This window comes from Serratia grimesii, from assembly GCF_900186025.1.
GTDB classification, from domain to species: domain Bacteria; phylum Pseudomonadota; class Gammaproteobacteria; order Enterobacterales; family Enterobacteriaceae; genus Serratia; species Serratia grimesii.
Map to the genome: position 1 here is coordinate 3,379,429 of NZ_LT883155.1, position 22,389 is coordinate 3,401,817.

Consider the following 22,389-nt stretch of genomic DNA (forward strand, 5'->3'; position numbering starts at 1 on the left):
ATATTTTAACCAATCGGTGGGACAAATGCGATATGCGTCACACTTTTATTGGGGTGTTTTTTTCTACAGTTTTTTCCGCTAATGGTCTGCTCGTTGGCAAGCCATTAGCGGATCAGAACGCGGTTTACTGACTAATACAGTGTTTTAATGCATCAACCGAAGTCGTAATGCCGGCATCGACGGACATCGTCAGATCTTCCATCTCTAACGATACCCAGTCGTTGTAGCCCATCATGCGGACTACCGAGAAAAACGCCTTCCACCACTGCAAATCCTGGCCGCAGCCAACTGCGACATAGTTCCAGGCACGGTCCGCGACCTGTTCCACTGGCCGGGTTTCCAATAGCCCGTTGACCGCCACCATGCCACTTTCCAAGCGCACGTCCTTGCCGTGCACGTGATGAATTGCGTCGCCTAAGCGCCGGGCAACCGCAATAGGGTCAGCACCCATCCAAATCAGATGGCTGGGATCAAGGTTTAGCCCCACCATCGGCCCTACCGCGTCACGCAGCCTGAACAATGTGTCCGGGTTCCACACCAGCATGGAACTGAAGTTTTCCAGCGCAAACTTTTCGATACCGAACGCCTGCGCTTTATCCACCAGCCGCTGCCAATAGGGGATCGCCACTTCGTTCCATTGATAATCGAGGCAGTTTTTCAGCGTCGGTGGCCAACTGACGGTATAGGTGATCCAGTTAGGGATGCTGTCACCGGGCGATGCGGGCGGTAATCCGCTCATCATGACGATTTTTTTTACCCCCAGGCTGGCGGCCAGCGCCAAGGTATTGTCGGTATCATGGCGATGCTTTTCCCCCAACACACCCGGATCCAGTGGGTTGCCAGAAACGTTCAGCGCGGCAATTTTCATGCCGCGGCTTTCTAATGCTGCCAGCAACCGCCGACGTTTGCCGGCGTCCTGTAATAAGGCAACGGTATCCAGATGCGGTGCTGAAGACCAACCGCCGGTGGTCATTTCCACCCCAAAAACGCCCAGTTCACCCAATCGATCCAACATGGCTTCAAACGGCAGTTGGCCCAGACTATCGGTACAGAAAGAAAGCTTCATGTTGTGTCTCCGCAAAGAAAGGTTTATCCGAAGGCCACCCAGCGGGCACCCTCGTTGGCGGAACGTACGCAGTTTTCAATCCAGCGCACACCGTCGATCCCGGCGTCGATATCCGGATACACCAATTGCGCCAGCGCCTGCCGATCGCCCCGGTTGCAGGCATCAATCGCCAGAGCAAATTTCAGGTAGATGTTGGCCCAGGACTCGGTCAGCCCTTCGGTATGCAGCGCCCCCAACCGCTCCCAGGCGTTGCAGGTCTCGTCCAGATATGGCATGCCGCGATACAGTGTCTGGTTCGGTTGCCCCTGCACCTCATAGCGCAGCTCGCTGGGATTGACATCACTCCACTCCAGACTGGCTTTGGATCCGACGATACGCATGCGCTGGCTACTCATTGCACCGGCATTGACCGACGAGGCCCACATCCGCCCCACCGCGCCATTGGCGTAGCGCATCATCACCAGTGCGTTGTCTTCCAGCGGCGCGCGCGAAGGAATAAAGCTTTGCCGATCGCACAGCAGTTCACGGATCTGCATTTGCGGCATAACCAATTGAGACAGGTAATAGGTGTGGGTGGAAATGTCGCCCAGTACAAAACTGGGGCCGGAGATGTTGGGGTCGATACGCCATTTTTGCGCTTCGCTGAGACGATCAACTTCGTCCGTGGCATTAAAACCGTGGGTGTATTGCAGGTCTACCATGCGCACTTCACCGATCTGCCCGCTGGCAATCATGGCACGCATTTGCAGCAACAACGGATGGCCGGAAAAACCGTAGGTTACACCAACGATACGGTTTTTTTCCGCCGCCAACGCCTTGATTTCATAGGCCTCCTGACGGGTAAAAAACAGCGGTTTTTCACAGATGACGTGCAGCCCAGCCAACAGCGCTGCACGGGTGATTTCATAGTGAGTGCCATTAGGCGTGGCCACGGATACCACTTCGATCCCGTCTTCTCTCTGCGCCTCTTGAGCAAACAGCGTGCGGTAATCCGCGTAGCAACGGTCAGCGTCAACCCCCAGATTTACGCCAAACTCACGGCCACGCTCCGGCACAATATCAAATGCCCCCGCCACCAGCACAAAAGCCGTGTTATCCCGTAATGCGCCACAGCGGTGCTTGTAACCCACCTGCCCCAGCCGCCCACCACCGACCATTGCCCAACGCAGAGGACGTGCCGTTTTTCTTTCGCCATTCAACATAGTTGCTCCCGAAGTCTAACGTTGCCAATAATTCTGCCGCATTGCACCCGGGTGCAAATTTGAATGCACCCGGGTGCAAAATCAGGTGGCAACTTGACCGCAAAACAAATGCCACTTGCGATGGACTATTGGAGATGGTTAAAAATAAGTCAAATACGCTATGAGAAATCTGCTGCTCAGGATCACACATTGCCGATAAAAGGATCCTGAGCCTTGCCCGGTTTGCCCCATAGATTCCACCGCGTGCGGCGGTCACTCCCGCATCTGACAGCGCTGTGCTAATCTGTTGAACCCATACCGTTTTTTCTTCACGAGCGAAAAATGATGGCGAAAAAACCCGGTTCTATCCCGGCACCGACTGCACGTAAGGCGACGGCCAGTGATGTGGCAGCCCGCGCCGGCGTGTCTAAATGGACGGTATCGCGCGCCTTTACGGACGGCGCATCGATCTCGCCGCAAGCGATGCTGCGCGTTCAAACCGCAGCACGCGAATTGGGCTATCGCCCTAATCTGCTGGCGCGCAGCCTGTCGAAAAAAAGCACCCGCATTATCGGGCTGGTGGCGGACGAACTGAAAAACCCGCATATCTTTACGCTGCTGGACGAAGTCACCCGGCACTTGCAAAGCCGCGGCTATATGGCATTGCTGCTGAACATCACCTCGGAAAACGACTATGAATCGGTGCTGACGCTGGCCGATCAAATGCAGGTGGACGGCCTGCTGTTTCTTGGCACCCTGCTCAATGACCGGCTAATTACGCTGGCGCAGGATATTCACCATATTCCGCTGGTGGTGCTTTATCGCTACAGCGAAAGCCCGTATATCCAGGTATTGGCGACCAATGGCTATCAGGCCGGGCAAGAAATCGGAGAATTGTTACTCGCGCAGGGTCATCAACGCATGGGGTATCTGGCAGGGCCAGTGAGTGAGTCCACCCAGTTACGCCGTCTTGACGGTTTCCGCGCAGCACTGGCGGAGAAACAACGTGACGTCAGCGTGGTGCTACAGGCTCCGCATTATCAACGCCTCTGCGGCATGGAGGCGTTTACGGCCTACCTGGCCGCCACCCCGCCGGAACAGCGGGTTGAGGCGATTTTTTGTGAAAACGATATTCTGGCGGTAGGCGTGATCGACGCCATGCGTGCCCTGCCGGACTGCGCACCCATTGCCGTGGTGGGCTTTGACGACATTGAGCTGGCCGCCTCCCCCAGCTACCAGTTAACCACCTACCGCCAGCCAATGCAGTCGCTGATTGCCGAAGGCATTCATTGTCTGACACAGGCTTTCGAACCCGGCGGACAAACGTTGTATACCGGAGAATTAATCATCCGACAGTCGCATATTAAACAATAATAATATCAAGAGACGGCGAGAAATCTGGTTACTCTATTGAGGTCATTATGTCAGCTATCTATGATTGGTCCGTGTTGGCATTACGCCGTATTTACGATCGTCGCATTAGCGGTACTCCCGTGCTCGACAGTGCACGCCTGTTCCCTGATGCCCAGCGCTTTACCGGCCAGTGGCAACAGATACGTGAAGAGGCGCTGACCGTAGCGGAAGATCTGCGTAATATTCCGCGATTTCACGAGATTATGATCGAACAGGCGTCGATCTCCGACAATGATGCGCGCGACTGGCGTATGTTTATCATGAAAGCCTATGGCCAGCCGATTGCGCGTAATCTGGCACGCTGCCCAACATTGGCTGGGCTGATTGCCTCATCCCCCGACGTCCTTTCTGCTTCGCTGTCCTTCCTGGCACCCGGGAAACAAGTGCCGGCACACCGTGGCCCGTTCCGCGGCATTCTGCGTGGCTATCTAGTGTTATCGATGCCTAAACGTGCCGATGGTCTGCCTGCCGCCGTGTTGAAAGTCGACGGGCAAGAATACCGCCTGAACGACGGGGAATTTATGCTGTGGGACGATACCTTCGAACATGAAGTCTGGAATGACAGCGATGAGGTGCGCACCGTGTTGCTGCTGGATATCCGCCGCCGCGATTTACCCACCGGGCTGCGGATCCTGTCCAGTGGCATCATCGCACTGGTGCGGCTGAACGTACGCTGGATCCAGCGCCAGTTCTAGGCGCCGCCCAGATAGGCTTTCCTCACCTCCGGATCGTTTAGTAGCTCTGCGCCGCTACCGGTCAGACGGATTTGGCCGTTGACCATGACATAGCCGCGATCGGACAGCTTCAGCGCATGGTTGGCATTCTGTTCCACCAGAAACAACGTCATGCCCCCGCGGGTTAATTCCTGCAATATGCTGAAGATCTGTTTGACGATGATCGGTGCCAATCCCAGGCTCGGCTCGTCCAGCAACAGCAGTTTTGGGCGACTCATCAGTGCCCGGGCAATCGCTAACATTTGTTGCTCACCGCCGGACATGGTCATCGCGCGCTGGTTACGCCGCTCCTTTAGACGTGGGAACAGATCGAACATGCGCAACAAATCCTCATCTACATAGCGATTGCCAATGGTAATGGTGCCCATCAGCAGGTTTTCCTCCACGCTCATGTCCGGAAAAATACGCCGCCCTTCGGGGGCCTGAGCGATGCCGCTGCTGGCGACATAATGAGTAGAACGCTGGCTGATGTCCTCACCGCGAAACAGGATCTGCCCGCCGCTGATACGCGGCTGACCGAAAATCGACATCAGTAACGTCGACTTACCCGCACCGTTGGCGCCAATCAGCGCCACCGTTTCCCCTTCATTCACCTGCAACGAGACCTGCTGCAACGCCTGGATCGGACCGTAAAACACGTCCACGCTGCGAAACTCCAACATCACATTGCTCATCCCGCCAGTTCCTCTTCATCTGCGCCAAGGTAAGCGGCGATCACCGAATCGTTATGCTGGATTTCTTTCGGCGTGCCTTCGGCGATCACATCGCCGTGATCAAGCACGATCACCCGATCGGAGATCTCCATCACCATACCCATATCGTGTTCGATCAACAGCACCGTGATGCCGTGATGCTGGCGCAGAAAACGGATAATACGGCTCAGGGTCGCCGTCTCCACCGGGTTCAGTCCGGCGGCGGGTTCATCGAGACAGATCATCTCCGGCGTGGTGCACATTGCTCGCGCGATCTCCAGCCGTCGCTGCTGGCCGTAGGACATTTCCCCCGCCAGCCTGTTGGCACTGTCAACCAACTCCACCACTTCTAGCCAGTAAAAGGCACGGTCCAGCGCCTGATTTTCTGCCCGGCGGTAGCCCGGCGTATTGAGCACGCCGGCGATCAAATTGCGGTTGCTCAGCATGTGCTGTGCTACCAATAGGTTTTCCACCACCGACATTTCGCGGAACAAGCGAATATTCTGGAAGGTACGCGCCAGCCCGGCGCGGTTAACCAGATGGGTGCCACCAAACATTTTGTAGTAAACACGCGACCCCAGCCGTTTTGGGTTAATCCAGTCACCCGCGTGGAATTTCTGCCCCAGCACCTGGATCACGTCGGTCGGCCGCTTGTGGGTATTGAGCAGGATCGCCCCGCCGGTAGCACGGTAAAAACCGGTCAGGCAGTTGAACACCGTAGTTTTACCCGCGCCGTTGGGGCCGATCAACGCGGTAATCGAACCGCGCTCTACGGCGAGATTCACGTCGTTCAACGCCTTGATGCCGCCGAAATGCATCATCAGATGCTCAACCTGCAAGATGGGATCGCTCATGGCTCAACCCCCTTGCGCGGTGCGAAGCTGGTACGGCTGATACGTACCAATCCACGCGGTCGCCAGATCATCATCGCCACCATCAGCACACCAAACAGCAATACCCGGTACTCGGCGAAGCTGCGCAACAACTCCGGTGCCACCGTGAGCACGAACGCCGCCAATACCACACCGATGGTCGAGCCCATACCACCCAACACCACGATTGCCAGGATCAACGCCGATTCAAAGAAGGTGAATGAGGTGGGATTAACGAAGCCCTGATAGGTGGCGAAAAACACCCCGGCCAGCCCGGCGGTAGAGGCACCCATCATAAAGGCCGACAGTTTCACCAATACGTGGTTCAGCCCGAGAGAACGACAGGCGATTTCATCTTCGCGCAGTGCCTCCCAGGCGCGGCCGATTGGCATACGCGTCAACCGGTGCTTGATATACAGCACCAGCAGCACCACCAGAAACAGCACGGCATAGATAAAAATAAACTTCAGATTAGGGTTATAAGCAATCCCGAGGAATTCGTGGATCGGTACGCCGCCGTCCTTCGCTCGCCGGCCAAACTCTAGGCCAAAAATCGTTGGGGCCGGTACCGAGACGCCGTTGGGGCCACCGGTCAGCGACATCCAGTTATTCAGCACCAGACGGATAATTTCCCCGAAGCCCAGCGTGACGATCGCCAGATAGTCGCCGTGCATACGCAACACCGGGAACCCCAGCAGCGCACCGGCCAGCGCGGCCATCAATGCCCCCAGCGGCAACATCGCCCAGAACCCCAGCCCAAGATACTGGTAGCCCAACGCCAACCCATAAGCACCAATGGCGTAGAACGCCACATAGCCCAGATCAAGCAGCCCAGCCAGGCCCACAACGATGTTCAACCCCAGCCCAAGCAATACGTAAATTAACCCCAGTATTGCTACTGTCAGCAGGTACTTGGTGGCAATAAACGGGAACAACAGCGCGATAACCGCCATTAACGGAACTCCCCAACGCAGACTGGTTTTGGCCCCAATCGGCCGGACATAGACGCCGTCGTTACCGCCGTCAAAGCGCGTTAACAGCTTGCGGCCCGGTGCGGTCTGCAAAAACAGGCTTAGCAGCAGTCGCCCAACCATCACCGCCGCGATAATCCACACCAGACGGCGTGGCTCAAAATTAAAGCTGTATCCGTTGAGAACAATACCGACGATCGGCCCAAACACGATCAGGGCGATCAGCCCAGCCAATACGGCGTCCAGCAGGCTGCGTTTAATGTTCAGCCCTTGGTGAACCAGAGATTGCGACATAGTTTTCCCCTCAAACCTTAGCGACCATTGGCCGTCCGAGCAGGCCCTGAGGGCGGAAAATCAGGATCACCACCAGCAAGCCGAAGGAAAATACATCTTTGTAATCCGAGTTAACCATACCGGCAAACTGCGCCTCCGCGACACCCAGCAGCAGGCCACCGAGCATTGCACCGGGCAACGAACCTATACCGCCCAGCACCGCAGCGGTGAAGGCTTTAATGCCAATGATAAAGCCGACGTAGAAATCAAAGGTGCCGTAGTTCATGGTAATCAGCACCCCTGCCAAACCAGCCATGGCGGCACCAATCACGAACACCAGGGAGATCACCCTGTCTGTGTTGATACCCAGAATGGACGCCATCTTGCGATCTTGTTGGGTCGCGCGGCAGATACGCCCCAGGCGGGTGTGCTGAATGATGTAAGTGAGGATAGCCATGCCCAGCAGTGAGGCGACCAGGATAAACACCTTGGTGTAAGTGATTTGGATCACCCCGCCGTCAAAGTTGAGGCGGAACACGCCATCCAGCAATGTCGGGATCCCTTGTTGGCGAGGCCCCTGGCTGATTTGCGCGTAATTTTGCAAAATGAGCGACATACCGATCGCGGAGATCAACGGTGCCAGACGCGTGGAATTGCGCAAGGGTTTGTAGGCGATACGCTCGATCACCCAGCCATACACGCCGGTGACGACGATGGTAAACACCAGTGTACCGAGGATCAGCAGCGGGAATGATTGCAGGCCGAAGAACGACAACAGTGCCAGCCCGATGGCACACAGGTAGGCGGAGATCATGTACACCTCGCCATGGGCGAAGTTAATCATGCCGATAATGCCGTAAACCATGGTGTAGCCGATGGCGATCAAACCGTAAACCGCGCCGAGTGTCAGACCGTTGATCAACTGTTGCAGAAAGAAAACATCCATAATGAGCAGTCTCGCCTGGTGGGACCGCAAGCAAATGCAGACGCGGCCCAAGGGAAGTATCGGCGCGGATCCGCCAAATACGCGGATCCGCTTATGGGTTAATCCTCTATGGATTTCAAGTGACAGTTAGGCGGCAAGTACGGGAGTCCCCAGAAGCTTAGGTTCACTAAGTGACTGGGGGAACGTATGCAGCCAACAACGCTGTGGCTTGAAAGACGCCGAGGATTTTAGAGTTGGTGATATTTGCCTTTATCGTCCCATTGGTAGACCACGTAATCCGATACCTTCAGGTCGCCCTTCTTATCCCAGGCCTTTTTGCCCATTACGGTATCCACATCATGCGATTTCAGCCATTCGCTGGCCTTGGCGCTGTCTTTGCCACCGGTCGCGTTGAACGCCGCGGCGATCGCCTGAATAGAGGCGTAGGAGTAGAGGGTGTAGCCTTCTGGTTCAAAACCGCTGGCACGGAACTTGGCGATCACCGCTTTGCCTTCCGGAATTTGGCGCGGATCGTTACCAAAGGTCATCAGCACGCCGTTGGTATACTGCGGCCCACCGGCAGCGGTCACCAGCTCTTCGGTCACGATGCAGTCACCGGAGAAGAACTTGGCGGTCACACCCTGCTCACGCATCTGGCGCACCAATGGCCCAGCCTCTGGATGGCAGCCACCGAAATAGACCACGTCAGGTTTAACCGAGGCGATCTTGGTCACCAGTGCGTTGAAGTCTTTTTCACCGCGTGACAGCCCTTCATACAGCACTTCCTTCACGCCGCGCTTGTTCATCTCTGCTCTGGCGGCATCTGCCAACCCCTGACCGTAGGTGTCTTTGTCGTGGATCACCGCGATGCGTTTGGCTTTCAGGGTATTGAGCATGTAGTTGGTGGCGATCACCCCTTGCTGGTCATCACGACCGCACATGCGGAACATGTTGGCCATGTTGCGCTCGGTGATCTGCGGGTTGGTCGAGCCGGGGGTGATGGCGATAATGCCGGCCTCGTCATACACCTCGGAAGCAGGCATGGTGGAGGACGAGCAGAAGTGGCCCACCACCGCCGCGACCTTGTCCTGATCCACCAAACGGTTGGCAACGGCGACCGCTTGTTTAGGTTCGCAGGCGTCATCCCCTTGAACCAGTTTGATTTTTTCCCCTTTAATCCCGCCGGCAGCGTTAATATCCGCTGCCGCCTGCGAAGCACCACGCCAATACTGATCGCCATAGGTCGCATTCGGCCCAGAGAACGGCCCGGCGACGCCGATAACGATATCGGCCTGAGCATAAAAAGCAGAACCTAAACAACCGATAAGCAGAGCAGCGAGCGGACTTTTAATCAATTTCGATGACATTGTTGTATTCCTCAGCACTGTTTTTAGATCCCAAATAATTGGCGCTGTATCAAAGCGGCGAGAACACCGATACGGCTTCAAGTATCACAGGTATAGCGGAACGCCCAGAGGCGTGGAGCAATCACTTTATGTGTAGACGGCGAAAATAATTTGCGCGAGAGCGCAGTCGCATTCCCCGCATTTAAACAAGCAAAAATCTAGCCATTGTGACGGCCAATACATATTTTCTGTCCATTCATCCTACATATCAGAGAGAAAATGCGAGGTTTCAGCGCCGTCAGGAGGCTCTGTGAGGGGATCTGCTGGCTAACTCGTCGCAATATTTTTCTGCGGTATTATCCGTTCACCTACGGCGATATCGCCCTGCGCACCAGAAGCGTGCAATGGCCGGTGCAAACCCGACGCCGGGGATTTTTGGGTGAAAAATAGCGTGGATAAACAAGATGAGTGCCGAAAAACAACGCAACATGCTCATTACGACAGCAAACACACTTTTTTCGTAGTTTAGTGCTTTGACAAAGCCGCACCACCCCGCTATTATTCGCCCCGTTCACACGATTCCTCTGTAGTTCAGTCGGTAGAACGGCGGACTGTTAATCCGTATGTCACTGGTTCGAGTCCAGTCAGAGGAGCCATATTTAGAGAAGCCCGCTCAGGGAAACCTGAGCGGGCTTTTTGCTCTTGTTTTTTATCGGTGGTTAGGAGCCTGTGTCGGATATGTCAGCGTTCCAATCTGTGACGGTTGCCAAGTGACAACAATGGCATTACTGGTAATATTTAAGCTATCGAAGAGGGACAGCACAGTTCTAAATTATGATTTTAGTCAGGACTGTTTGAACAGATAGGGAAGCTTAAAATAGATGAGTAGGCGTCTAAACAGAGATTACCGTACTAAAATAAGAAATATTCCCCGCCGCTTAAAAGCGCTTAACCGTTGGGCGGAAACCTTCCATGATCCAATCCTCGCAGTTTTTCCAGAAGACCAACGCTACTGGAACTACAAAATTCCTGTAGATGTCAATCTTGTTGAGGGAAAACACAGTCTCCAGAAAACCAAGGCAGCCTGCGCGCAAGCGTTAATTGACGCATGTTCTAATTTAATACTTGCAACAGCTGGCTCGAGCTACAGCCCGCGAATTACTTCTGTTATCTGCCTCCCGGATATGTTTACCAGCGAAGTCTGTCTTTACCATTCTGAAGAGTACTATCAGGGTTTCATATGCGAAAGCACTTCTGAAAATGTGGCTTCATCGATCATTAAGGGGCGTAGCCTTGCTGAAGAATGGGGATTAACTCTGCCAGAGAATGTACAGGAGCTGGGGACCTCGCTTGAATACTATGGCGGTGACGATCCTGATGAATGGTTTACAGGCGAACGTTGGTATTATGGCCAAGTGTTATAAAAGCGCGTTTAATGTCCGTTTCGCATAGTGCCAGTCTCACAGTGAAACGATGTCAGCTTATGTTGCTAAGGATATATTGCTCAATTTCTGATGCATGAAATCAATAAGCGCTCTTGTTTTAGCCGGCAAGTAACGCCGATCTGAATAAAGTGCAAACAATTGCAATGGGGCTGCCGATTGTTCAAACTCAACCTCGATTAACCGTCCATCGCTAATGTAGGGTTGGCAGGCTTGTTTCGATAGAATTGCAAAACCGACACCTGATACCGCAGCCCGTCCTGCCATCTCTCCGCTGTTTACCCGATAATGCCCATTAACCTTAATTGTCTCGAATCCCCCCTTTGTATTGACAAACTGCCAGGGGGCACCTTTCAGTGCACTTACCGTTGTAATGCAGGGTAATTCTTCAAATTGCTGGATATGAGAAGGGGTACCATAACGCTGAATGACAGAGGGGGCTGCAACAACGGTGCAAGGGATAGTCATCAGATGACGAGCTATGTAGTCACTGTCATCCATCTGACCCCGGGTAATAATGATAGCTAAATCCAAATCATCTCGCAGGGATTCGAGGCCCGACAAATTTGTGACACAGCTGATCTCCAGATCCGGGTACAGACAGGCGAAATCGGCAACAACAGAACCCAGCAATGCAGGACCTATTTCATTGGGAATACAGATGCGTAATGGACCCTTGAGTTGCATTTGCCGCAACGTTAATTCTGTCTCAGTTTGCTCAAGCGCCTCCAGTAATGGCTTCGCTCGGGTATAGAGTAAGTGCCCCGCCTGGGTGAGTTTCATGTGTCGGGTGCTGCGCTCAATAAGCTGAAGATTCAGTTTTTCTTCTAACTGAGAAATACAACGACTAACATTTGATGTCGGCATTTCAAGGACTTTCGATGCCCCGACAAAACTTTCTCTTTCAACCACAGCAATGAATACTTTTAGGGTATTAAAATCAAGAGCCGGACGCATCAACTATCCCATATTTGATAATAATGAATGCCATTTCTACCATATAATACACACCATTGATAGCGGTTAAACTCAGGGTATCTTTTATCCATAGGTTGCTTGCTATGCCACTGGTCACACAGACGTTTAATCATAAAACTCTCATGCGGATAGCCATTGTAATGGCTTTTATCCAGTTCACTAATGCGCTGGAATACATGGCGTTGACGCCTGTTTTTGCTTTTATGGCCGATGGATTTTCGGTTCCTGTATCATTTTCTGGCTATGTTTCTGGTATGTACACACTGGGTGCTGTCCTTTCTGGAATTATTGCTTTTTATATGATCGACCGGTTTAATAAAAAACAATTCTTGGTCAAGAATATGGTACTGCTGGGAACATTAACATTTTTGTCCACACTCACGACTCATTTTGACACTCTACTCGTACTACGATTTTGCGCAGGATTGGTTGGTGGTACGACAATGGGGGTGGGTACGAGCATTTTGATAAACTATGCCCCAGCGAACTTACGTGGAAAAATGCTGGCAACGGTGATTGCATCATTCTCGATGGTGAGTATCGTCGGCATGCCAGCTATATTATTTTTGTGCACGCACTATGGTTGGCATACTGCGCTGTGGTTAATCAGCTCACTTTGCCTACTGTCTTTACCGTTGATAGTATTTATTATCCCCAAGGATACGGTTCCATCAAGCGTGAAGGGTAATCTATCTATTGATACCCAAACCTTACTTTTCGCCTCTTGTGCTGCAATAGTACAATTTAGCCCAATGCTAATTATTCCGATTTTGACGCCATTAATGACGCAGTATATGGGAGCACAACAAAACCTATTACCCTTATTGTTCTTAAGTGGAGGGGTTGCAGGTTATCTGTCTACAAAAATAACCGGTGTTCTAACATCGCGTTTATCTGCTCTGATGTTGGCAACAATTTCAACGCTGTTCTTTGTAGCAAGTTTGCTGATTCCTGCGATGGACTATCATAATGCATTTCTATTTATAACCTTATTTCTTGGAGCCTCATATAGCCGACTTGTTTCCGCTTCGTCGGTTGCTGTCCAGTATCCTGAGAATGAACAACGAGCCAGTTTTTCTTCACTACAGGCAGCAATTATGTCCCTGATAACAACTCTCGCATTCTTTTTGTCTTCCTTATTACTACCTGACCAGGGAATAACAACGCAAAATCTAAACAGACTGTTAGCTGTAAGTGCATTAGCCGCAGCTGGATTTCCTGTAATGGTCATAATACTTCAAAAGAAACTGGCCAAACGGACTATCCAGCCTGACCATCTCATCATTGATTAGCATAACATCCACCTCTGGCACAAAGCGGGCATGTACCCTCACTATTGCTCCAGTAACACCACTTGATGTCCGGTGAATGAGCGTTCGTCATGCTGACCAAGCCAGGTATTTACAGAGCTGTCTACACCCGTATTTAACGGATAATGTTTCTGTAAATAGACCCATTTTAGAAAGCTCACGGGCTCAGTCCAGTATAGCCAGCACGGTGTCATGGGCATTTCGCGCAGTAATGCGGTAGGATCTGTCTACCTCAGCACCTGACTGAATGATATACGCCGTCAGATCGAACCGTGTAAGTTCATGCCGCGTGCATAACCCCATCATGTCGCGCCAGGTCAGAACCCCAGATGCGTTCAGTTCGTTTTCTATCAGCGTCCATTTAGCCGCAGGGATGACATGTTCTTCCAGTTGCCGTAACGTATGTCGATCGCTGACAACCAGCCATCCCCACCCTCGCGCGTGCGCCCATGCCCGACCAGCAATGGCTTTTGCACAGTTGATACTTAAGGCCATGCTGTCTGTTGGTTTAACTTCGACAAGCAGGCACCGGCCATCAACGGTCGCAACGAGCAGATCCGGGTAATACTTTCGGAGTTTGCCTTTAAAACTGTACGGAATAGCAACGGGTTGTTCCTGGTAAAAGGAAACCTGGTCGCTGCGCTCCAACAGCGTCATGATATCTAGCTCAAGTCCGGACTCGTACTGGACGACGCGTTCGAGCTTCTGTGAGTAAAAATGACCGGCGATATCCGAATCATTGACTAATCGCTGAGAAGAGAGCTGCGCTGCCGTTGGTGGCGGAGCGATGACTGAGGGCCAGTCTGTATTATTTAACCAGCCGCTGAGCACAGATTCAATTCTCTCTTTCGCGGCTCGACTCCGGTCCAGCTCGCGCAACTTTGTCTTTTGTAGTCGTGAAATAGTGGAGAAGAATCCCACAATTTCCACCCTCTTAACCTTCAGAATACCGGCAGTGCAGAGAATGAACTTCGCGGCCAGTTCAGGCGACGTCATAAAATCACGGTGAGCGATACGATGCGCCCATATCGCTATTTCATACGAGGAATCACTGACTGCGATAATAAGCTTTTTAAGAGCGGCGCCGGGGGCTCCCTCATAGCGAGACTTAGCCGCTAGCCGCCTGAAGGCCCGCTCCTGAATTTGTCTGACTCTCTCACGGGAAACACCCCATTTGATGGCGATCTCAGCGAGTGTATGGGGATACTCATCTATGCCGAAACGCATCAGAAGAACATCACGATCGCGCTCCTTAGATAAACTCTCCACAGCCGCACTAACCAGCATGATGACATCGGATTCACTGGCTACATAATCCAGAAATTCCGTGTTGGGGACGAAATCTGTTATTTGCTTTTCGTCTGGCGTTTTACCGCTCGCTCCCGGCATCGCTGCACATGACGAAACAGCTTGCTCACCAACCCTCTGTGGTATCCCTATTTCTTGTTTTTTTTCCGGGGCTTTTTCTGTTGCAGCAGACCGACGCAGGGCATTGATAAGACATGCCCGTTCTTGACTTCGTGTTTCGTTGAAATAGCGCGCCAGATCACACACTGAACCAATATTGTTGTTCTGGCAAAATTCAGAGGGGAGCAAACGCTTAATCGCGCCATATATACCTCCAAACGTACGCTGATGACGTTCGGCAAGCTCACTTAGCGTGAGGCCCTGCTCTATTGCTAAGATCAGTTGCTGAAATTCTTTTTTACCCCACGGAGCTCCATGGCGCGCTGGAAAGTTCTTGGTGGTGGTTTCAGACATAGCTTTAGCGATATATCCCTATTTTTCGTTACGAACTGCCTCACTGAGAGCGCATGACGTCCATTTACGGTGATAATGGTAGCAAATTCAGTCTGTGGCAGAAAACAGCCGCACCGACATTAGCCTAATTATTGGATCTCTGTTCCTTCCCATCTCCCAATAACAATGTCATTGCTCCCGCAGTCCCCGTTTTGTTCCTAAGCAATGCTTTCGGCTGAAAGCTCCAGAGTAAATACTATCCTGATAGCGAGTGGATTAATGGTACTTCATCCTTTACCTAGTGGTGAGCCACAGAGGTCCACTTTAGCGAGAAGCGGAAGTAGGCACTTTTGCTCCCACAAGAGAGTCTACATAAACAGTCGCAACTCAGCCATGTTCCCGTCCCCTGCGCAATACTTTGGCGCACAAAACCGGGAATGTGTACGTAAGGTGCTGCTTCATTAGAGAAAATTGAGTGGAGTGGACTGGTCTCGTCGGCAGGCTGAAGGTAGCTGATCCCGGCAGACGTTTTTCGGTTTGTCGGGCCGAAAGGTAAGTAATACTATAATTTTGAAAAGCTTAAAATAAGTAAGACGCATAAACATGAAGTTAAAGGACAGACATGACAGCATATTCAAACTCTGATGCGGCAAGGGACTTACGCCCGGCCTTAGACAAGGCGCCCGCAGGCGCTGTGAACGGAGAATGGTTCTTTATCACCGAGCAGGCTGGAGTCTCCTCACAGTCCGGAGGCTATATGTATGCAGACGGGAGTCACGGTGCAAAGGGTAACCACTCCTTTCAGAAGATCCAGGAGGTTGTCGAGAAACTCGAAGCATCACGGATACAGCCCTTTAATAAGGTTATTGTTCGCTGGACAAGGTCTAAAATACCGTTAGTACGGGGGCGCGTTACGGTTGACACAATATTCGACGAGGCAATTGTACCGCGCGGTCCTCAAAACCCGATTTATGAGGCAGCCGCTGTAGCAAGGCGAGCTTTTTGGGAAATGTATGGCGGCGTCTCAGATGGCTTTGCTGCTGAACGAGGTGACGCAAATGTACACAACCAGACGAAATGGTTCGGGCCCCATCGCCGGGTGATCAACACTAAGAGTAACACCAAATTAACGCTGGCCACTGATGGCCTCTCGACGCCCTGGGCCGGCATTGCAGACCCGGAAAATGGCGTAGGATGCGAACTTTTCATGGAATTAGATGCTTCGGATATTACCAGCCATCAGATTGATGACTGGGCTCATCTATTAATTAGCTTAGGAGATCTCGTTGCCGATGGGCATGAGATCGCTGCCGATGTTGAAAAATATGGAGCAATCCTGTTTTGCACTCTTACGGGCGATTATAACCCAATGACCCGGATCATTCTCAGCCGTGATGGTCGTAGGATTGATAATTTGCCTTTCGGTTCAGTTCCGCTGATCCGTGTAACGCCGATAGCAGAGTCAGAGATTGAACACCTGGACCAGTCCGATGAATGGGCATCAAACGCAGCAAGACATGCTCTCGCGGAACGGCGGATAGAAACATAGTTAATTATCACGAAGTTATTCACACCCCCTTATTCACACCCCCTTACGAGGCAGAGTGAGTCAGTCACCTTCCTTTAAAGGAAGAACAGCATCAAATGATCGAACCTTGTTCAGCTGTGAGCGAAAGTGGACGTTGACTATTCTGTTCAACGTCACCAAATTCAGCCCCTAACCTTCAGGTCTTCGCGCGTTGGACCTTGAAAGTAGATGCTACTTATATGGCAACTGCGAGGTTGAGCCAGCACAAAACGAATCGTTTCCCAGATCGATCGCCCATTCATCAGATGCTCCCCCATTCTGGATTGATTATCGACAAATATATCTAACCCAGTAAGTTCGAAATCCGGTGGGTACAACCCAGTAACACGTATGTTTTCTTCGGACAACTGCTGGGACAGTTTAGTTGTAAACCCGCTAAGCCCATGTTTGCTGGCGAAAAAAGCAGGATGCGCAATTGAATCCGTAAAATTCGGAATCCCACATGCAGATATAATTGAGATGATATCAGCGCTGTCTGAACGTCTTAACCCAGGCAACAATGCCTGAGTCAGTAGGATCGAACCTGTCAGGCCTGAACTGATGGTATTGATAATTTCTGTGTCAGGTTGATCGTCTAACGTTCCTGACAACCACTGAGCAGCATTGAGGATTAAAATGTCTATGGGCTTGTCTGAAGTTAACAGCTGTGAAGAAAACTGAGAAAGGGATTCAGGCTGGGTTAAATCACAGATATATCCTTTTGCAATGCCGCCTTCAGCAGTGATGATGCTGCAGGTTTTTTGAATATCATCAGCCCGCCGCGCGCAAAAATCCACTTCGACGCCTTCTCGCGCCAACCACACGCACAGCGCCTGACCAAATCCTCCGCCTCCACCGGTAATAACAGCTCTTTTACCTCTCAGCATCTTCATGCATCCTTTTATCAATGAGTATGTATTGATGGAGATATAGCATGGGAAGGCGGAGTGATATCTTTCAGTTAGTGCCCTTTTTACATGAGGAATATAAATAAGCTGCACTGCAAACTGTTTAATAGTGTGCCAGGGGATTAGCAACTTCCTCTATTGGCACAAAACTGCCCATGGCAAGCACGTAGTGCATCATCCAAGCACTCTGTAGATCTCGGAAATCACTTGCATCGTTGCGTCTTCAATCATTCCTTCATTACGGCATAAAATCCAGCCGTGATTTGCAATTTCTTGCTCGAACGCCTTGGTACAAGCGACATGCTCTTCCAGCTTATAAATCACCGTGCTACTTAGCCCACGCGGTCGGGCCGCGGCCCTCGCCCATGAAATATCAGGCGCAGTAACAACCCCAACATGCAGGTCTGGTGTGCGCACGTTTCGCTCAATGTTAAGTTGTAAAATCTCTGAAAATGGAACCATCCGGCGAAACGCGGCATCCGACGGGTACCAACGATCCATCAGGATAATGCTGTCCGGGGGCTGTTTAGTCAGCACTTGCTGGGAAATCCAGGCACGGCTATCAGCAAGGCGCTTACAAACCTCCAATTCCAAATCCAGGCTGGGATTTCTGGCGAGCTTATTAACGAGGGCCATTGTTTCCCCTCTGTAAGGATCGCTTTTTTTCTCGCAAAGTCGGACCACCTTCTTGTTGTCTGCCCTTAGTACTTTCGTAATGGCCTCCAACAGTGTGGTTTTACCGGCTCCTTTAGGCCCATCCAGAGAAACAAACAGTTGACGACTCATTCTTGAAATGACGATTGATATAGGGTTTTTGTATAGCGTGCATCTGGCAAAAGCATCTTACTTCCTTCGTTTGAATAGCAGCCCGCTCTGCGTTCGTTGGATTAGGTACCCTAACTCAAGGTCACCCTTATCAACATCAGAAATGTGAAACATTAGTTATACCTGATTCATTTTTAGCTTTTAAAGCTACCCTATCTTTTCTAATTGGCCTGCCCGCCTTTGATTATCACATTGAAGCTAGCTTTTCAGGCATCCGGCGACGAGGATGATGGAGTATGAAGTCTGCAAAGAGTGAGTAGCAGACGTTTCACGGTAAATTCCCCGTCGACTGCGGCAATCACTATGCTGTCATGTTCAGGTTTTTCTGCGCGGTCAACGATCAGCAGGTCACCCGACAATATCCCGCCATCGACCATTGATTCCCCCGTTGCACGGATAAAGTATGTTGCTGCCGGATGACGAATAAAATCATTTAAATCAAGTGATTGTTCAATATAATCGTCGGCTGGGCTTGGGAACCCAGCAGGGCATTGCGCACCGAAAAATGGCAGCTTAAACGTGATTTCTGGTGAAAATCTGAACAGCTTGGTAATGGTCATCGTTTCTATATCTTTGCTGTATAAATACACAGTGATCATAAGCGAAACAGATAGACCTGCAAGCCCCGCAACCGCGATGCTGACAGGGCAAGAAGTAACTCAATAATTATCCGAATGATTTAGCTTGCCGGAAACGCTGATTTTTACCGACGATTGCACACACGTTATCCACTAAATTTGTGGATAACGTTGATGTTTCCCGTGGCGCAGCGCCTCATTCTGTCTCAGGTACCCTTCAACTGCAGTCAGTTGTTCACACAGCTCTGTCAGGGCAGCGGTTGAATCCGAGGCGAAGGCTCCGACCGCACCGGCCGCCACGATACTGTTGGTCACCACGGCCAGCCAGTCGGCGGCGCTGCCGGTCTCTGTCAGGCCAAACAGCAGGCCTCCCACCAGAAGTACCAGGCAGGTCAGCGCTGCACTGATCACGGCCGTCAGGACGACATCCCCTGCCCCGCGGGCTATTTTGCGCCAGCATGCCGTCACGCCGGGCTCGTTCGGGCGGGGCGGTATCACATCGGCAGCGTGTTGTACCGTGCCCGTAACGCGGCCTTTCCTGCCCTTGATACGGCTGAACAGTGTCATCATTTCCCCCTGCGGTCTCCGTGGCCGGCGGGGGGTGAGGACGGGGTATTAACCCGCAATGTCCAAGTTGCCTTTTTCCAAGATGGATTGAATATAAGCATTTTTTCCAGCAAGTGATGCAAAATTACCTCGTTCAACAATTCCATCCTGATCCAATACTATTATCTCATCTGAGTAATCAAATGTTGAACGCCGGTGACTGATATTGATGACGATAGCTAAAGGGTAGGCCGATTTTATGCTTTTCAGCACTGCTCTTTCATTTACAATATCCAGTGACGAGGTGATTTCGTCGAGAATAATGATTTGTGGCTGCCGGAGAAACAATCTGGCCAATGACAGGCGTTGTCGTTGCCCACCTGACAAGGTCATACCATTATCTCCTATTGGCAAATCTAACAATTCAGCGGGGCTGTCGCAGGGAATATCATTAAATTGAGCCAATTGCAATGCCGTGAGTAGTTTTTCATCCGATGCATGCGGGCTCGCAATTTGTAAATTAAAGCGAAGAGTATCCATGAAGATATAGTCATTTTGTGATACATGAAACATTAACTCCGCTCGTGTCTTATCCGACATTTCATTTATTGGTGTTTCATTAATATATATATGGCCTGAGTCAGGTATGAGCTCACCAGCAATCAGTTTAGCCAGGGTACTTTTCCCGGCTCCGCTTGGGCCGGTCAAGGTATAGAAACCTGGATTTGAGAACGTTAAATCCATGTTGTTTATTGCGTTCGTTCCATTTTTTTCATACGAAAACAGGACCTTTGAGAGCGTCACAGAGATATTTTTACCTTGGGCCTTGTTCATCACCGGATGATCATTTCGGGGGGGCGTGCCCATATCAGTAACAAACTTATAAAGCGATACCATGGATTTTTGCATTGCGGTATACATGGAGCCGATATTCTCAAGGGGAGCAGCCAATAGCATAATGTAGGAAGATACCATAACAAAGTGACCTAGAGTGATATCTTGACTCATGACACGATAAAAGGAGAGTAAGAAAGAGGCACCAAAAAATAGAACGCTTAAAATAGACTCAATCAACAGAAACCGGAAGTCGGCCTTAAGCAAGGCTTCATGTTTCGCTTCTATTGAATTGAGTAAGTTTTTATATCTACCGAACAAAAAATCATAAGAGTTGCAAACTCTAACTGCATCTATATTCTTAACACTGTCTGTGATTACGCTGTATTTTTTCACTGAGGAAGAATAAAAATCAGAATACAGATTAACAATGCGCGGGTTAAATTTTCTTTTCGTCCAAAGATAAATAATAAAGTAAAGCACGAAGAGCAATGCAACAACCACATCTCCAGACATCAATATTATTGAAATGCTAAACAATAATTGCAGGAGTGGGGGTAGCAAGTTGTGCGAGATGTTTCTCAGTAACGTTGTCAGTTCGTCAACCGCCTGATTCAACCTCTGTGTGATATCACCGGTATTCTCATTTTTCGTCATTTTATTGGAGGTAAACAAACTTTTAAAATAACTATCTGTCAGACTAATGACAACGTTGTTACGCAACGACGTTATCAAAATAAAGCTCACTGCCGAGGATAGTTTTTTTATGCTCATCAGCGCAATATAACTAATGGCAAGACCAATAACCGCAACGGATAAATTGTACTCTTTTATCTCGATGGCATTGACCAGATATGACATAATGACGGGTTGCACTGAAAAAAGCAGCGTGGTGATAACGGAAATTAACACGACATAGACAAACTGCCGCTTTACCGTTTTATTTGATGAAGCTCTGAAGTACTGAAACAAAAACAAAAGTTTTTCCATATTGGAGCCTTTTATTTTTTATAGTATGGCGGGGCCCCACCATACTTTGTAATCAACGGTCAGATAAAGTATTACCTAACATACAACTTCAATTAAGTCTTAGAGGTAGTCCAAATGTCACCCTTACCGACTTGCGTATCCGTCATAGTTGTTGTCTTGATCAAAAGCAAATCTTTTTCAGTTAACATAAATGCTCCTTTGTCGATAAATTAGCTAAATAGCATACATTTTTCACTGTATGCTATTTAGATCACTTAATGATGAGTCATAGAGAAGATGAATACACTTACAGTAAAATCTGATGATGTTATCCCACTCTGAGAACAAAAATGCCTCACGTATACTGAGTACATACCCACTACGTGCTGCGTAACACAACTCGGTGAGCGGGATGTAATCGGATAAGGTATTTCTTAGCATCATATTAAAAAAAAGCCTGGATGTGCGACCGTTTCCGTCTAAAAGTGGATGAGCGTGTACAAACATAACGGAAAAAGCAATAGACACAAACAAACTATGCTCACCATTATTTTTTAGTGCATATTCACGTAGGGAAAGTAGCGTCGTTCTAAGCATTGATATATCAATAAACTCGGTGTACCCACCGTCTTCATCAGGGACAGTCCTTATATTTCCCGGCCTAATAATGTTAGACTCATCTTTTATTTTACGTCCAGCTTCACTGATAAATTCAATGAACGAGTCATCACTGAATAGTTTGTCTATGAAAGCAGGCCCCGTATTCTGATAGAAAGAAAATTCTTTAAAACTGATCGCGTTCTCACTGGGGAATATTTTGGGATCGACATGATTACTGAGGCGATGTTGCAATAATTTTATCTTGTCTGTGTTTATTACCTCATTAGCATTGCTGACCAGTTTTTCATACCCAATATTTGTTCTCTGTAACAACCGCTGAGTTCTATCCAGCAACACAAGACTATCCTTATGAAGATGATTTACATCAGGATATGCGATCGGTTGTAGTTTGATGACATTGCCATTTAAAACGTAGTTTTCCATGCATCCCTTCTATCTATAATCCATCCAACTCCCAGCGTAACTTCATTTTTTTACATAAATGTTTCTTGTTTGTTAACATTTTCTTTCCCACCCTCTCGTAAATATTTTCTTGCTCAAACTCCGTATACGCATAATGGGGTCCGCTTGGAAAACGGAAGATATCCCACGTTAAGCC

Annotated in this window: 20 protein-coding genes and 1 tRNA gene; 6 read left to right on the forward strand and 15 right to left on the reverse strand. The window is 50.1% G+C overall.

Annotated elements, in window-relative coordinates; all coding sequences use genetic code 11:
• Positions 1 to 124: 124 nt before the first annotated feature.
• Entirely contained in the window at positions 125 to 1,066 is a 942-nt protein-coding gene (locus SGBXF1_RS15985; protein WP_037416994.1) for a sugar phosphate isomerase/epimerase family protein, read from the reverse strand.
• A 23-nt stretch (positions 1,067 to 1,089) separates the two neighbouring features.
• Positions 1,090 to 2,268 (reverse strand): Gfo/Idh/MocA family protein, encoded by a 1,179-nt coding sequence (locus SGBXF1_RS15990; RefSeq protein ID WP_186427163.1) that lies wholly within the window; start codon positions 2,266 to 2,268, stop codon positions 1,090 to 1,092.
• Positions 2,269 to 2,589: 321 nt separating this feature from the next.
• Here SGBXF1_RS15990 and SGBXF1_RS15995 point away from each other — a divergent pair, with 321 nt between their 5' ends.
• Entirely contained in the window at positions 2,590 to 3,621 is a 1,032-nt protein-coding gene (locus SGBXF1_RS15995) for a LacI family DNA-binding transcriptional regulator (protein WP_186427164.1), read from the forward strand.
• Positions 3,622 to 3,668: 47 nt separating this feature from the next.
• A complete protein-coding gene (locus SGBXF1_RS16000) occupies positions 3,669 to 4,355 on the forward strand; it encodes an aspartyl/asparaginyl beta-hydroxylase domain-containing protein (protein WP_186427165.1) in 687 nt (228 codons plus the stop codon).
• Here the strand turns inward: SGBXF1_RS16000 and SGBXF1_RS16005 are convergent.
• The 5 genes from SGBXF1_RS16005 to SGBXF1_RS16025 all read right to left on the reverse strand — a co-directional run bounded on the left by SGBXF1_RS16005 (position 4,352) and on the right by SGBXF1_RS16025 (position 9,494).
• Positions 4,352 to 5,068 (reverse strand): ABC transporter ATP-binding protein, encoded by a 717-nt coding sequence (locus SGBXF1_RS16005; protein WP_037416984.1) that lies wholly within the window; start codon positions 5,066 to 5,068, stop codon positions 4,352 to 4,354. The two genes, SGBXF1_RS16000 and SGBXF1_RS16005, sit on opposite strands and share 4 nt — an antisense overlap.
• Positions 5,065 to 5,940 carry an ABC transporter ATP-binding protein gene (locus tag SGBXF1_RS16010; protein WP_037416981.1) on the reverse strand — a complete coding sequence of 292 codons (876 nt, stop codon included), beginning with the start codon at positions 5,938 to 5,940 and terminating at the stop codon, positions 5,065 to 5,067. The genes SGBXF1_RS16005 and SGBXF1_RS16010 overlap by 4 nt, the downstream gene beginning before the upstream one ends.
• The gene (gene livM, locus SGBXF1_RS16015) at positions 5,937 to 7,223 is read right to left on the reverse strand and encodes a high-affinity branched-chain amino acid ABC transporter permease LivM (protein WP_186427166.1); all 1,287 of its coding nucleotides are present in this window, start codon (positions 7,221 to 7,223) and stop codon (positions 5,937 to 5,939) included. The genes SGBXF1_RS16010 and livM overlap by 4 nt, the downstream gene beginning before the upstream one ends.
• Before the next feature lie 10 nt (positions 7,224 to 7,233).
• Positions 7,234 to 8,148: an ABC transporter permease subunit gene (locus SGBXF1_RS16020; RefSeq protein WP_017893418.1), complete on the reverse strand. Its 915-nt coding sequence runs from the start codon at positions 8,146 to 8,148 to the stop codon at positions 7,234 to 7,236.
• A 227-nt stretch (positions 8,149 to 8,375) separates the two neighbouring features.
• The gene (locus SGBXF1_RS16025) at positions 8,376 to 9,494 is read right to left on the reverse strand and encodes a branched-chain amino acid ABC transporter substrate-binding protein (protein WP_037416975.1); all 1,119 of its coding nucleotides are present in this window, start codon (positions 9,492 to 9,494) and stop codon (positions 8,376 to 8,378) included.
• A gap of 559 nt (positions 9,495 to 10,053) precedes the next feature.
• Here SGBXF1_RS16025 and SGBXF1_RS16030 point away from each other — a divergent pair.
• Positions 10,054 to 10,129, forward strand: a tRNA-Asn gene (locus SGBXF1_RS16030).
• A gap of 225 nt (positions 10,130 to 10,354) precedes the next feature.
• On the forward strand, positions 10,355 to 10,897 hold the full coding sequence (locus SGBXF1_RS16035) for a DUF3916 domain-containing protein (protein WP_186427167.1): 543 nt from the start codon (positions 10,355 to 10,357) through the stop codon (positions 10,895 to 10,897).
• A gap of 57 nt (positions 10,898 to 10,954) precedes the next feature.
• Here the strand turns inward: SGBXF1_RS16035 and SGBXF1_RS16040 are convergent, their stop codons facing one another.
• A complete protein-coding gene (locus SGBXF1_RS16040) occupies positions 10,955 to 11,872 on the reverse strand; it encodes a LysR family transcriptional regulator (protein ID WP_130381389.1) in 918 nt (305 codons plus the stop codon).
• Between the two features lie 104 nt (positions 11,873 to 11,976).
• Between SGBXF1_RS16040 and SGBXF1_RS16045 the strand changes: the two genes are divergently transcribed.
• Complete coding sequence (locus SGBXF1_RS16045; RefSeq protein WP_186427168.1) at positions 11,977 to 13,185, forward strand: MFS transporter; 1,209 nt, start codon at positions 11,977 to 11,979, stop codon at positions 13,183 to 13,185.
• Positions 13,186 to 13,368: 183 nt separating this feature from the next.
• Here the strand turns inward: SGBXF1_RS16045 and SGBXF1_RS16050 are convergent, their stop codons facing one another.
• A complete protein-coding gene (locus tag SGBXF1_RS16050) occupies positions 13,369 to 14,964 on the reverse strand; it encodes a sigma factor-like helix-turn-helix DNA-binding protein (protein WP_186427169.1) in 1,596 nt (531 codons plus the stop codon).
• Between the two features lie 601 nt (positions 14,965 to 15,565).
• On the opposite strand from SGBXF1_RS16050, the gene SGBXF1_RS16055 reads away from it, so the two are divergent.
• Positions 15,566 to 16,492 carry a hypothetical protein gene (locus tag SGBXF1_RS16055; protein ID WP_186427170.1) on the forward strand — a complete coding sequence of 309 codons (927 nt, stop codon included), beginning with the start codon at positions 15,566 to 15,568 and terminating at the stop codon, positions 16,490 to 16,492.
• A 161-nt stretch (positions 16,493 to 16,653) separates the two neighbouring features.
• Here the strand turns inward: SGBXF1_RS16055 and SGBXF1_RS16060 are convergent, their stop codons facing one another.
• The 6 genes from SGBXF1_RS16060 to SGBXF1_RS16085 form a co-directional block, all read right to left on the reverse strand.
• Positions 16,654 to 17,397, reverse strand: a complete 744-nt coding sequence (locus SGBXF1_RS16060) for an SDR family oxidoreductase (RefSeq protein WP_186427171.1) — start codon at positions 17,395 to 17,397, stop codon at positions 16,654 to 16,656.
• A gap of 195 nt (positions 17,398 to 17,592) precedes the next feature.
• Positions 17,593 to 18,204 (reverse strand): dTMP kinase, encoded by a 612-nt coding sequence (locus tag SGBXF1_RS16065; protein ID WP_186427172.1) that lies wholly within the window; start codon positions 18,202 to 18,204, stop codon positions 17,593 to 17,595.
• Positions 18,205 to 18,449: 245 nt separating this feature from the next.
• Positions 18,450 to 18,803: a translesion error-prone DNA polymerase V autoproteolytic subunit gene (gene umuD, locus SGBXF1_RS16070; protein ID WP_061806708.1), complete on the reverse strand. Its 354-nt coding sequence runs from the start codon at positions 18,801 to 18,803 to the stop codon at positions 18,450 to 18,452.
• A 171-nt stretch (positions 18,804 to 18,974) separates the two neighbouring features.
• Positions 18,975 to 19,289: a hypothetical protein gene (locus SGBXF1_RS16075; RefSeq protein WP_186427173.1), complete on the reverse strand. Its 315-nt coding sequence runs from the start codon at positions 19,287 to 19,289 to the stop codon at positions 18,975 to 18,977.
• 147 nt (positions 19,290 to 19,436) lie between these two features.
• Positions 19,437 to 21,191 (reverse strand): ATP-binding cassette domain-containing protein, encoded by a 1,755-nt coding sequence (locus tag SGBXF1_RS16080; protein WP_186427174.1) that lies wholly within the window; start codon positions 21,189 to 21,191, stop codon positions 19,437 to 19,439.
• 231 nt (positions 21,192 to 21,422) lie between these two features.
• Positions 21,423 to 22,214: a Fic family protein gene (locus SGBXF1_RS16085; protein ID WP_186427175.1), complete on the reverse strand. Its 792-nt coding sequence runs from the start codon at positions 22,212 to 22,214 to the stop codon at positions 21,423 to 21,425.
• Between the last annotated feature and the right edge of the window lie 175 nt (positions 22,215 to 22,389).

What these genes read in the sequence shown, in the direction of transcription:
- SGBXF1_RS15985 (WP_037416994.1), bottom strand. Translation starts at nt 1,066, where the DNA reads ATGAAGCTTTCTTTCTGTACCGATAGTCTGGGCCAACTGCCGTTTGAA.
- SGBXF1_RS15990 (WP_186427163.1), bottom strand. Translation starts at nt 2,268, where the DNA reads ATGTTGAATGGCGAAAGAAAAACGGCACGTCCTCTGCGTTGGGCAATG.
- SGBXF1_RS15995 (WP_186427164.1), top strand. Translation starts at nt 2,590, where the DNA reads ATGATGGCGAAAAAACCCGGTTCTATCCCGGCACCGACTGCACGTAAG.
- SGBXF1_RS16000 (WP_186427165.1), top strand. Translation starts at nt 3,669, where the DNA reads ATGTCAGCTATCTATGATTGGTCCGTGTTGGCATTACGCCGTATTTAC.
- SGBXF1_RS16005 (WP_037416984.1), bottom strand. Translation starts at nt 5,068, where the DNA reads ATGAGCAATGTGATGTTGGAGTTTCGCAGCGTGGACGTGTTTTACGGT.
- SGBXF1_RS16010 (WP_037416981.1), bottom strand. Translation starts at nt 5,940, where the DNA reads ATGAGCGATCCCATCTTGCAGGTTGAGCATCTGATGATGCATTTCGGC.
- livM (WP_186427166.1), bottom strand. Translation starts at nt 7,223, where the DNA reads ATGTCGCAATCTCTGGTTCACCAAGGGCTGAACATTAAACGCAGCCTG.
- SGBXF1_RS16020 (WP_017893418.1), bottom strand. Translation starts at nt 8,148, where the DNA reads ATGGATGTTTTCTTTCTGCAACAGTTGATCAACGGTCTGACACTCGGC.
- SGBXF1_RS16025 (WP_037416975.1), bottom strand. Translation starts at nt 9,494, where the DNA reads ATGTCATCGAAATTGATTAAAAGTCCGCTCGCTGCTCTGCTTATCGGT.
- SGBXF1_RS16035 (WP_186427167.1), top strand. Translation starts at nt 10,355, where the DNA reads ATGAGTAGGCGTCTAAACAGAGATTACCGTACTAAAATAAGAAATATT.
- SGBXF1_RS16040 (WP_130381389.1), bottom strand. Translation starts at nt 11,872, where the DNA reads ATGCGTCCGGCTCTTGATTTTAATACCCTAAAAGTATTCATTGCTGTG.
- SGBXF1_RS16045 (WP_186427168.1), top strand. Translation starts at nt 11,977, where the DNA reads ATGCCACTGGTCACACAGACGTTTAATCATAAAACTCTCATGCGGATA.
- SGBXF1_RS16050 (WP_186427169.1), bottom strand. Translation starts at nt 14,964, where the DNA reads ATGTCTGAAACCACCACCAAGAACTTTCCAGCGCGCCATGGAGCTCCG.
- SGBXF1_RS16055 (WP_186427170.1), top strand. Translation starts at nt 15,566, where the DNA reads ATGACAGCATATTCAAACTCTGATGCGGCAAGGGACTTACGCCCGGCC.
- SGBXF1_RS16060 (WP_186427171.1), bottom strand. Translation starts at nt 17,397, where the DNA reads ATGCTGAGAGGTAAAAGAGCTGTTATTACCGGTGGAGGCGGAGGATTT.
- SGBXF1_RS16065 (WP_186427172.1), bottom strand. Translation starts at nt 18,204, where the DNA reads ATGAGTCGTCAACTGTTTGTTTCTCTGGATGGGCCTAAAGGAGCCGGT.
- umuD (WP_061806708.1), bottom strand. Translation starts at nt 18,803, where the DNA reads ATGACCATTACCAAGCTGTTCAGATTTTCACCAGAAATCACGTTTAAG.
- SGBXF1_RS16080 (WP_186427174.1), bottom strand. Translation starts at nt 21,191, where the DNA reads ATGGAAAAACTTTTGTTTTTGTTTCAGTACTTCAGAGCTTCATCAAAT.
- SGBXF1_RS16085 (WP_186427175.1), bottom strand. Translation starts at nt 22,214, where the DNA reads ATGGAAAACTACGTTTTAAATGGCAATGTCATCAAACTACAACCGATC.